We start from the raw sequence: 234 nt of genomic DNA on the forward strand, positions 1-234 counted from the left end.
GGCGATGCAACCATTTCACTTTCCGCCATAACCAGCACTTTGCTTTTTCTTTGGCTGCCACGTCCCCGTTTCAAGAGCTTATCTTTTTCCGCTTCGGGAGGCTCTGTGGAAAAATAACCTTCGTCCAGTTCAATGCGTCCTGCCAATACATACTCATCATCTCTTCTACCCATAACCTGACGAAGTTTGTGAACCATGTGCCAAATGGGATGGTAACGATTATGACCCAATTGA

General features: G+C 46.2%; 1 pseudogene. It reads right to left on the reverse strand.

Annotated elements, in window-relative coordinates:
• A pseudogene (locus EII41_RS13955) lies at positions 1-234 on the reverse strand (IS1595 family transposase); the annotation flags it as partial.

It is taken from the genome of Tannerella forsythia (assembly GCF_003860135.1).
Classification (GTDB): Bacteria; Bacteroidota; Bacteroidia; order Bacteroidales; family Tannerellaceae; genus Tannerella; species Tannerella forsythia_A.